Origin of the sequence: Nocardiopsis endophytica (assembly GCF_027706725.1) — a bacterium.
GTDB classification, from domain to species: Bacteria; Actinomycetota; Actinomycetes; order Streptosporangiales; family Streptosporangiaceae; genus Nocardiopsis_A; species Nocardiopsis_A endophytica.
The window spans coordinates 1-9,049 of the sequence record NZ_JAQFWQ010000182.1 but is presented as its reverse complement, the minus strand read 5'-3'; the positions used below and the strand labels follow the sequence as shown (position 1 = coordinate 9,049).

6 protein-coding genes are annotated in these 9,049 nt (G+C 78.7%); 4 read left to right on the top strand and 2 right to left on the bottom strand.

What is annotated here, in order from left to right; translation table 11 throughout:
- Both O4J56_RS31445 and O4J56_RS31440 read right to left on the bottom strand, forming a co-directional pair.
- Nucleotides 1-794 (bottom strand): thiolase family protein (locus O4J56_RS31445; protein WP_270690845.1); only part of this gene is annotated, 794 nt, incomplete at its 3' end.
- Nucleotides 791-1,228 (bottom strand): Zn-ribbon domain-containing OB-fold protein, encoded by a 438-nt coding sequence (locus tag O4J56_RS31440; protein ID WP_270690843.1) that lies wholly within the window; start codon nt 1,226-1,228, stop codon nt 791-793. The genes O4J56_RS31445 and O4J56_RS31440, both read right to left, overlap by 4 nt.
- Before the next feature lie 193 nt (nt 1,229-1,421).
- Between O4J56_RS31440 and O4J56_RS31435 the strand changes: the two genes are divergently transcribed.
- The 4 genes from O4J56_RS31435 (at nt 1,422) to O4J56_RS31420 (ending at nt 8,553) form a co-directional block, all read left to right on the top strand.
- Entirely contained in the window at nt 1,422-1,916 is a 495-nt protein-coding gene (locus O4J56_RS31435; protein ID WP_270690842.1) for a hypothetical protein, read from the top strand.
- A 194-nt stretch (nt 1,917-2,110) separates the two neighbouring features.
- Complete coding sequence (locus O4J56_RS31430) at nt 2,111-2,776, top strand: DUF2397 family protein (protein ID WP_270690840.1); 666 nt, start codon at nt 2,111-2,113, stop codon at nt 2,774-2,776.
- The gene (locus O4J56_RS31425; protein WP_270690838.1) at nt 2,773-3,987 is read left to right on the top strand and encodes a DUF2398 family protein; all 1,215 of its coding nucleotides are present in this window, start codon (nt 2,773-2,775) and stop codon (nt 3,985-3,987) included. The genes O4J56_RS31430 and O4J56_RS31425 overlap by 4 nt, the downstream gene beginning before the upstream one ends.
- Nucleotides 3,988-8,553 (top strand): TIGR02680 family protein, encoded by a 4,566-nt coding sequence (locus tag O4J56_RS31420; protein ID WP_270690836.1) that lies wholly within the window; start codon nt 3,988-3,990, stop codon nt 8,551-8,553.
- The last annotated feature ends 496 nt before the right edge of the window (nt 8,554-9,049 follow it).

The following is a 9,049-nucleotide window of genomic DNA, read 5'->3' as shown; positions in this document are numbered from 1 at the left end:
GCCCCGTTCCCGGCCCTGGGCGGGTCGCCCGCCAGGTACGGCATCTCCGGCTCGGCCACCGGGTACTCCGGCACGGCCGCCGACAGCCCGGCCAGGCGCACCGCGTCGGCGCCCCGGCGGCGCGCGTCCTCCTCGCGCACCAGCACCAGCGCGGCGCCCCCGTCGCTGGTCGCGCACACGTCCAGCAGGTGCAGCGGGTCGGCCACGACGGGGGAGGCCAGTACCTCCCCGGCGGTCGTCCGCTTCCGGTAGCGGGCCATGGGGTTGGCCGCGCCGTGCGCCGCGTTCTTGGCCTTGACCGCGGCGAAGTCCTCGGGGCGCGCCCCGTGCAGCTCCATCCGGCGGCGGGCGGCGAGCGCGAAGTAGAGCGGGTTGGCCGCTCCGAGCAGGCGGAACCGCAGCCAGTCGGGGTCGTCGGGGCGGTCGCCGCCCAGCGGCGCGAAGAACCCCTTGGGGGCGGACTCGGCCCCGACCACCAGGGCCATGTCGCTGAGCCCGGCGAGCAGGCGTGCGCGGGCGGTGGCGATCGCCTGGGCGCCCGACGCGCAGGCCGCGTAGGAGCTGGCGACCTGCTGGCCCCGCCAGCCCAGGGCGCGGGCGAAGGCGGCCCCGGCGACGAAGCCGGGGTAGCCGCCGCGGACCGTGGCGGCGCCGGAGACGAAGTCGACCTCGGAGGCGTCGGCCCCCGCGTCGGCGAGCGCGGCCCGCGCGGCGGCGGTGCCGTACGCGGTGAAGGGGCGGCCCCACTTGCCCCAGGGGTGCATTCCGGCGCCGATGACGCACACGCCGCTCATCGGTCGCCCCCGTCGCCGTCCGGCACCGGGCGCCAGTGCCACACGGGGTGGCTACCGCCGTCGGGGCCCGCGGCGGTGCCCTCGACGAGCTCGGCGCGGCCCCCGATGCGCAGCGAGGACAGGGCGGTGCCGGGCGGGGCCTGGCCGAGGACGATCGGTCCGGGGCCGTCCACCTCGACGGCCAGGAGCACGAACGGCTCGAAGGGGTCGGTGGGCGGGACGTAGGGCGGGGGCGGGGGGTAGCGGCAGTCGGTGAAGGACCAGATGCGGCCGCGGCGGGGGAGCGCGGCCTCCACCAGGTCCCCGCCGGGGCAGTGCGGGTCGCGGCAGCGCTCCCGGTCGGGCGGGAAGGACACGGCGCCGCAGGCGGTGCACCGGCTGCCGACCAGGTGGGGGCCGTCGGCGCCGCGGGCGGTCCAGGGGGCGGTCTCCATGCGCCAGATATACCACCTAACGCTTGCTTGGTACAGGGGCGGCGGTGGCGCCCCGGGGCGGGGGCGGACCGTCGCCGAGAGGGGTTCCGCCCCGACCGGATCCCTTTCGACAGCGGGCCGTTCCGACACATCCTCCGAAACCGCACGTAAGATCACGGTGAGTGACGATGTTCGGCGTCCGAGGGAGGACCCCATGAAGCCGACGCGCACCATCGCCGCCGCCGCGGCCGTCCTCGCCGCGGCGGCGGGCTGCACGGCGGGCGGGGAGGCGGCACCGTCCCCGTCCCCGTCGTCCCCGACCCGCTCCCCGTCGTCCCAGCCCCCGTCGGGCTCCGGTCCGCCCGCCGACGTCGCCGTCTTCAACACCCACGGTGACGAAGGGGGGTACGCCGACCGCGAGCCGGAGGCCCTGACCGCTTCGGAGTTCACGACCTTCAACGACCTGGAATGGACCCGCTGGGGCGCCGAAGGGGCCGAAGGCGAGGGCGACCTCTCCGGAACCTGGTGCCTGCCGGAATGCCAGGACGACCCGTACCGGGTCCCGGTCGAGCTGGCCGACCCGCAGGAGTTCGGGGGCGGTCTCTACTTCACCCGGTACGAGGTGGGCGCGTCCGACGAACTCCCGGACGAGCAGCGCACCGCCATGGAGGAGGCGGACGGCGGCATGCTGATGCGCCCGGGTGGCTGACGGGCCGGACCCGCCCCGCCCGCGGCGGCGGTCACACCCGCGGTGACGGTGCGCGGTGCCCCCTCCCGGGTTCGGCATAATTCCCGAGGCGCGCATAACACCCAGCTCACCGGCGTGATTTCGGCCGCCTGGCCGGGAATGGGACGGGCGATCGGGGCACGGCGGTCGCCAGGGGTCTTTAGTCTGCTGAAGTGATGGGTGACTCAGCAGTGGACGAGGCGGCCGGGAGCGGGCGGGCGACCGGTCGGCACGGGCGCGCCGCCCTCCTGCGGCTCGCCCGGTGGTTCGACTCCGCCGACGCCGCGCGCGCCGACGCGCTCTACGCCGCCGCCTTCGCGGCCTGGCCCGCCCGGCACCTCGGCGGGTCCGGCGACGAGACCGCCCCCGCCGCCGGGAGCTGGTGGAACTCCCCGCGCGCCCACGCCGCGCCGCCGCGCCCCGCGGGCCCCGTGCCCACGGAGCCCGCCGCCGACCACTCCGCCCAGCGCGCCGCCCTGCGCGACGGCGCCGAGTCCCGCGCCCACTGGCGCCGCGCCGCCGCGGCCCAGGTCCACCGCGCCCTCGCCGAGCGCACCGGCGGCGAGGACCGCATCGACCTCACCCCCGCCGCCATGGACGTGCTCATGGAGCTGCTCACCGCGGCCCTGGGGTCGGGGCACCCCGAGCGCGCCCCCGTCGGCGCCGGCGACCTCGAACTGGAGATCCGGCTGCACGCCGGCCCCGCCCCGGACGCGGCGCTGACCCTCGCCTCGCCCGACGGCGAACTCCTCCTCGAAGGGCTGTGGCTCCAGGTCACCGACTACCCGGTCACCCGCGTCCCCTCTCCCGACGACGGCCCGCGGCAGGAGCCCCCGGAATGATCGACGACATCGCGCTCACCGGGGAGCGGCAGGCCGCCGCCCGGCGGCTGCTGCGCACCCCGGTCCTGTCCTGGCGCACCCACCCCCGCGACCTCGCCCTCGTCCGCGCGCACTCCGACTGGCTGGTGCAGCGCTTCCGCCGCGTCCTGGGGTACGAGCTGGTCGTGGAGGCCGACCACGCCCGGCTGGTCAAGGCCGGCCCGCCCGGGGACGCCCCGCCGCCGCGCCGGGCCAGCGGCGCCCCGCTCACCCCCCGCGCCTACGCCTACCTGGCGCTCACCCTGGCCGCGCTGCCCGAGTGCGGCGCGCGCACCGACGCCGGTGAGCTGGCCGAGCGGGTGCGCGCCGCCGCCGCCGAGGCGGGCCTGCCCCACGACCCCCGGGCGCGCGCCGCCGAGCGCCGCGCCTTCACCGCCGCCCTGCGCCACCTGGCCTCCTGGGGGGTGGTCGCCGAGCGCGGCGAGGGCGCCCTGGACGACCACGCCGCCGGGACGGCCCCCGCCGTGGGCCTGGACGTCGACGCCGAGGCGGCCCGCCGGGCGCTCGCCCACCCGCCGCACTCGGCCTCCGGCCCCGCCGAGTTCCTGCGCTCGGCCCGCGACCCCGACCCGGACACCGACGACGAGGGAGAGGTGGCCCTCCGCCGCCTCCTCGCCGAGCAGGCCGTCGTCTACCGGGAGGACCTGCCCGAGCGCCAGCGCGGGCGCCTCGCCCGCCACCAGTGGCGCGCCGCCGCCGAGCTCGGTGCGCTGCTCGGCTGCGAGACCGAGGTGCGCGCCGAGGGGGTGGCGCTGGTCATGCCCGACGGCGACCCCGACGGCGACGAGGAGGCCCACCTGCCCGGCACCGGCCCCGAGGGGCGCGCCGCCCTGCTGCTGGTGCGCGGTCTGGCCGGGCGGGTGCGGCCCCCGGCCACCCCCGCCCGCGGGGCCGAGGTGCCCGAGGGCGTCCTGGCCGAGGAGCTGGACGCGGCCCTTCCCGCCGGACCGGGCCGGGGCGACCTGCGCGAACGGGTGCTCCGGCGGTTGTGCGAGGCCGGGCTGCTGCGCGCTGTGGAGCCCGGCGGCGACGGCGGCTGGGAGCTGTTGGCGGCGGCCGCCCGGTACGGCCCGGAGAGGCCCCGAATCCGGGACAATGGGCCGGATCGCCCGGTTCCGGCCGCGGCGGGCACGGGCGGATCCAGCGGCACCGACGAAAGCGGAGGGCGGTAGATGAGCGACACCGGCACGGCCCCGGACCCGGCCGGCCCCGCCGGGCGGGAGGTGTCCGCCGACGACCAGGTGACCGCGCCGCTACCGGTCGTCGGACCCGCCCCGCGCCCCCGCCACCGCCTCCACCGGGCCGGGATCCACAACGTCTGGCACTACGACGACCAGGTCTTCTCCTTCGCCGACGGGCGCCTGCTGCTGCGCGGCCGCAACGGCGCGGGAAAGTCCAAGGCCCTGGAGATGCTGCTGCCGTTCCTGCTGGACGGCGACGTCCGGCGGCTCGACACCACCGGCACCGGGCGCACCAGCCTGCGGTGGCTGATGCAGGACGGGCGCTCTGCCCCCGTGCTGGACGACGGCGGCGGCGCGGAGGCCGGCAGGGACGCGGAAGAAGCGGAAGAGACGGATGGCGCGGACCCGTCGGCGGAGGCCGGGGCTGACCCGGGGGTCGCCTCGGACTCCGACCCGGACGCCGCTCCGGACGGGGACGGGGCCACCGGGGGCCGAGCGGACCCCGAGACCGGCTCCGACAGCACCCCCGGCACCGGCTCCGACACCGATGGCTCCGGCGCCCCCGCCGCCCGCGTCGGCTACCTGTGGATCGAGTTCGCCCGGGAGGAGGCCGGCGCCTCCGGCCGCCTCACCCTCGGCGCCGCGGTCACCGCCGTCCCCGGCGAGGAGCCCCGCACCCTCTTCTTCGCCACCGACCGCTCCGTCGGCGACGACCTGGAACTCGTCCGCGGCGGGCGCCCCGTCCCCGTCGAGCGGCTGCGCGCCGAACTCGGCGGCGACGACTGCTACGACTCCGCGGCGGCCTACCGCGGCCGCGTCATGCGCGACCTGTTCGGGCTGGACGACCCGGTCCGCTACCGCAACCTGGTCCACCTGCTCTACCGGCTGCGCCGCCCCACCATCGGCGAGCGCCTGGAGGCCGGGGAGCTGGTCTCGGTGCTCGCCGAGGCCCTCCCGCCGATGGACGAGGCCGTCCTCGACCAGGTCGCCCGCAACGTCGCCGACCTGGAGGAGGCCCGCGCCCGCCGCACCGCGCTGACCGCCGCCGCCGAGAACGTCCGCGCCTTCCTCGGCGGCTACCGCGGCTACCTGCACGGCGTCCTCGGCCGCCGCACCGCCCGCGTGCGCGGCCTGGTGGACGGCTTCCGCCGCCGCGACGCCGAGGCCGCCCGCCTCGAAGAGGAACTGGACCGGCTGGTCACCGAGGAGGGCGCGGCCCAGGAGGAGCGCGACCGCAGCCGCCGCACCCGCGACACCGCCGCCTCCGACGCCGCCACCCTCACCGCCGCCGGACGGGCCGAGCCCGCCCCCGCCGAGGGCGAGCTCCAGGCCCGCGACGCCGCCGTCGCCGCCTACATCCGGGCCGCCGAGTCCGCCTGGACCGCGGCCGGGTACGCGCTCACCCGGGAGGAGCGCGCCATCGCCGCCCTCGCCGCCGGCACCGCCGGCGTCGAGCGCACCCTGGACGGGCTGGAGGAGCTGCACACCGAGGCCGCCGAGGCGGCCCGCGCCGCCGGGATGGACCCCGCCCTGCTCGGCCGCGTGCCCCGGCCGGTGCACACCGTGCTCGCCCCGCGCGAGTCCACCACCCACGTCGACTTCGAGGGCCTGGAGCGGGCCGTCGAGCGGGACCCCGTGCCCGGCATCGACCTGGAGGCGCTCCGAACCGGCCTCGCCGACCTGCACGACCGCCTCTCCCGCGCCGAGGCCCAGGCCGCCGAGCGGGCCGCCGCCGTCGCCTCCCTCACCGCGGCCGCCGGGCGCCGGGACGCCGCCGAGCGCCGCGCCGACGCCCTGGAGGGCGAGGCCGAGGCCGCCGACGCGGCCCTGGAGCGCGCCCGCGCCCGCGAGGAGGCCGCCGTCCGCGCCCTGCGCGAGGCGGGGGACGGCTACGCCGAACGGGTCCGGGAATGGGCGCGCGGCGTGGCCGAGGCATTCCCCGGGGCCGCCGACGCCGCCACCGCCCTGGAGGAGCTCGTCCACCTGCCGCCCGGCGGGGGCGAGGCCGTCGACGCCGACCTGTGCGACCGGATCGCGCAGGGCGCCCACGCCCTCGTCGACGACCTGCTCAAGGAGCTGCGCGTGCGCCGCGACACCTCCCTGGGCGAGGAGCGCGAACTCGTCACCGAGCTGGACGAGCTCTCCGAGCGCAAGCGCGGCGCCGCGGGCGATGGGCCCGAGGGCACGCCCCTGTACCTGCTGGTCGACTTCGCCGACGGGCTCAGCGACGCCGAGAAGGTCGGCCTGGAGGCCGCCCTCGCCGCCTCCGGCCTGCTCGACGCCCGGCTGTCGCCCGACGGCACCGCGCAGGGCTCCGGCGACGGCGCCCTGGACGGGGCCGTGCTCGCCCCCGGGCGCCCCGCCGACGGCGCGAGCCTCCTGGACGTGCTGCGGGTCGCCGACGGTGCCGCCGACGAGCACGGCGTGCCGCGCGACCGGGTCGAGGCGCTGCTGTCCTCGGTCGCGCTGCTGCCCGCCGAAGGCGGGTCCGCCGCCGACCCCGGCCCCCGCCACCGGCGCCGCCGCGACGGCGAGCGGCCCCCGGCCGCCTGCGCGGTGGCCGTCGACGGCCGCTGGCGCCTGGGCGTGGCCTCCGGCTCCGCCGGACGGCTCCCGACCGCCCCCGAGCGCATCGGCGCCGGGGCGCGCGCCGCCGCCCGCGACCGCCGCCTGGCCAACGTCGACCGGCGCATCGACATCGCCGAGGCGCTCCTCGCCGAGGCGGGCGAGCGCCGCGCCGAGGCCGAGCGCGCTCAGGAGCGCCTGGTCGCCGCCGCGCGGACCCTCCCCGGGGGCGAAGGGCCCGCGCGCGCCCGCGCCGCCCTGGACGAGGCCCGGGCCTGGCTGGACACTGTCCTCGAAGAGCGCGACCGCGCCCAGGAGGCCGCCGACGCCGCCCGGGGCACCGCGCTCGGGCTGCGCACCGCCGTGCGGGAGGAGGCCGGCGCCGCCGGACTGCCCGAGGAGGCTCCGGAGGCCGCCGCCACCGGAACCGCCGTGGAGGGGCTGCGGGTGCGCACCGCCGCCGCCCTGCGCGCCCTGCGCGACCTGGCGGCCCAGCTGGAGGAGCACCGCGCCGCCGTGGAGGACTGGCGGCAGGCGCGCGCCGACCGGGTGGTGGCCGAGGACGCCCGCACCGCAGCCATCGGCGACATGATCACCGTGCGCCGGGACATCGAGCTGACCGACCGGGCCCGCGCTGCCGACCCCGGGCGGCTGGGGACCGCCGTCGACGAGGTGCGCGGCCGCATGGACGAGGCCGCCGCCCGCGTCCCCGACCTGGAGCGCGCCGCGCAGCGCGCCCGGGACGAGCGCATCGCCGCCGAGACCCGGCTGGCCGCCGCGGTGGCCGAGCGCGCCGAGCAGGCCGAGCGGGCGCTGGCCGCCGGGGACCGGCTGCGCGCCGCCCTGTGCGGGGCCGACGGTGGGCCCGACGCCGACCTGCTCGCCGCCGCGGGGCTGGAGGACGCCGCCCCCGCCCTGGCCGCCGCGGCGCCGGACGCCGGGGCGCCGGACGGCGAGGCCGAGCGGCTCGCGGCCCTGGAGGGGCTGGTCGAGGCGCTGGAGAAGGGCCTGGAGGGCGGCGCCCCCGAGGAGGTCGACGACAGCGGGCTGCTGCGCCTGCGCGAGGAGCTGCACGAGGCGCTGGGGCGGCACGCCGCCGCCCGCACCGAGGTCGCCGAGGTGCACGGGGTCAAGCGGATCACCGTGCACGACGACTCCGGCGCACGCGGGGTGGGGGAGTACGCGGCCCGGCTGGAGGAGCTGCGCGCGGAGGCCGAGGAGGCGGCGCTGCTGCGCGAGGAGGAGGCCTACGAGCGCCACCTGCTCGGAGAGCTGGCCGAGCACCTGGCCCGAAGGATCGACGAGGCCCGCGAGCTGGTGGCGGCGATGAACGGGGTGCTGGAGGGCGTCACCACCTCCCAGGGGATCGGGGTGCGCATCGGCTGGGACCTGGCCCCCGACGCCGACGAGGACGTGCGCGCGGTGGTGCCGCTGCTGGCCACGCCCGCCCACGAGCGCAGCCGGGTGGAGACGACCCGGCTGCGGGACGCGCTGCGCCGCTGCATCGAGTCCATCCGCCGCCTGGACCCCACGGCGACCGGGGGAGCGCAGCTGCGGCAGGCGCTGGACTACCGGTCCTGGTTCTCGTTCGAGGTGCGGGTGACCGACGCCGCCCGCCCGGACGTCGAGCGCAGGCTCAGCCACCGGACCGGCCTCAGCCAGGGCGAGCAGCGGGTGGTGGCCTACCTGGTGCTGTTCGCCGCGGCGGCGGCCCAGTACGACTCCCTGGCCAAGAGCGCGCCCGACGCGCCCAGGCTGATCCTGCTCGACGACGCCTTCGCCAAGGTGGACGAGCCCACGCACGGGCGCCTGCTGGGGCTGCTGGTGGAGCTCGACCTGGACTTCGTGCTCACCTCGGAGCGGGTGTGGGGCTGCTTCGCGAGCGTGCCGAGCCTGCACATCTACGAGTGCCTGCGGGACCCGGCGGAGCCCGGCATCGCGACCCTGCACTTCAGCTGGGACGGCACGAGGAGACGCATGGTCGGCGTGTAGGGGCGCACGCCGACCGAGGGGCACCGGAGAGCGAGCCCGGCGCGGTATGCGGTCGGGCATGGGACGTGCGGATGGCCCCGGGAGTGAGGGGGAGGCGTCCCGGAGCGGATGGCCCTGGGAGTGAGGGGGAGGCGGTCCCGGAGTCGGGGGAGGGCCCTGCGAGTCGGGGTGTCGCCCTCGAGACGAGAGGCATGCGGGGCGCGCCGTGGTACCGGTCGTGCGACCGCCCGACGCCACGACCAGGGCGGGAGCAGCAGGTACCCCGCTCACGGGCCCCAGCCGGGCGGCGGCCCGCCGAAGCGTGAGGTCGAGAACGGCAACGACGAAGGCGGGCGGCCCTCGCCGCAGCGTTGTCGGCGGCGGCGCGTGTGCGTGGTCACCGTGATGGGGCGGCGACGAGGAGAGGTCGGCGGCACCTACGGCAGCGCTGTCGGGCGGTGGGCGTGTGCGTGGTTACCGGTGTTGGCGGCGACGGCGGAAGCGGGGTGGTTCCCGG